The organism is Paraburkholderia phenoliruptrix, from assembly GCF_902859825.1.
Taxonomy (GTDB): Bacteria; Pseudomonadota; Gammaproteobacteria; order Burkholderiales; family Burkholderiaceae; genus Paraburkholderia; species Paraburkholderia phenoliruptrix.
The window spans coordinates 1-1,364 of sequence record NZ_CADIKB010000114.1 but is presented as its reverse complement, the minus strand read 5'-3'; the positions used below and the strand labels follow the sequence as shown (position 1 = coordinate 1,364).

The window sequence follows — 1,364 nt, the reverse complement described above, 5'->3', positions numbered from 1 at the left end:
GAGCTCGAACGCGCGCCGCATCTGTCGGCGCGTCTGCGCAATCCCGTCTATCTGAAGCGCGAGGACAACCAGCCGGTGTTCTCGTTCAAGGTACGCGGCGCGTACAACAAGATGGCGCACATTCCGGCCGAGGCGCTCGCGCGCGGCGTGATCACCGCGTCGGCGGGCAATCATGCTCAGGGCGTGGCGCTGTCGGCGGCACGCATTGGCGTGAAGGCGATCATCGTGGTGCCGGTCACGACACCGCAGGTGAAGGTCGACGCGGTGCGCGCGCACGGCGGGCCGACCGTCGAAGTCGTGCAGTTCGGCGAGTCGTATAGCGACGCCTACGGCCACGCGGTGAAGCTCCAGGAAGAGCGCGGCCTCACGTTCGTGCATCCGTTCGACGATCCGTACGTGATCGCTGGCCAGGGCACCGTGGCGATGGAAATCCTCAGCCAGCATCAGGGCCCGATTCACGCGATCTTCGTGCCGATCGGCGGCGGCGGACTCGCGGCGGGCGTTGCGGCCTATGTCAAATCGGTGCGGCCCGAAATCAAGGTGATCGGCGTGCAGACCGACGATTCGTGCGCGATGGCCGCGTCGCTGAAGGCGGGCGAGCGCGTCACGCTCAACGAAGTGGGCCTCTTTTCCGACGGCACCGCGGTGAAACTCGTCGGCGAGGAAACCTTCCGGCTGTGCCGCGAGTATCTCGACGACGTGCTGCTCGTGAACACCGACGCGCTGTGCGCCGCGATCAAGGACGTCTTCCAGGACACGCGCAGCGTGCTCGAACCGGCGGGCTCGCTCGCGGTCGCGGGCGCGAAGCAGTACGCGGAGCGCGAGGGCATCGAGAACCAGACGTTGATCGCGATCACCTCGGGCGCGAACATGAATTTCGACCGCATGCGCTTTGTCGCCGAGCGCGCCGAAGTCGGCGAGGCGCGCGAAGCGGTGTTCGCGGTGACGATTCCCGAGGAGCGCGGCAGCTTCAAGCGTTTCTGCGAGCTGGTCGGCACGCGCAGCGTGACCGAATTCAATTACCGCATTGCGCAGGCCGAGTCCGCGCATATTTTCGTGGGCGTGCAGATCCGCAACCGCAGCGAGTCCGCGCAGATCGCGGGCGCATTCGAGGCGCATGGTTTTGCCACCGTCGATCTGACTTTCGACGAACTCTCCAAGCAACATATCCGCTACATGGTGGGCGGGCGCTCGCCGCTCGCGCATGACGAACGCCTCTTTCGCTTCGAGTTTCCGGAGCGGCCCGGCGCGCTGATGAAGTTTCTGTCGTCGATGGCGCCCGACTGGAACATCAGCCTCTTTCACTACCGGAACCAGGGCGCGGATTACAGCTCGATTCTCGTCGGCATTCAGGTGCCGGAAGC

General features: G+C 65.5%; 1 protein-coding gene. It reads left to right on the top strand.

The window, feature by feature from the left end; translation table 11 throughout:
* The coding region (gene ilvA / locus HV711_RS33200; RefSeq protein WP_175145685.1) for a threonine ammonia-lyase, biosynthetic at positions 1-1,364 on the top strand (1,364 nt) is incomplete at both ends.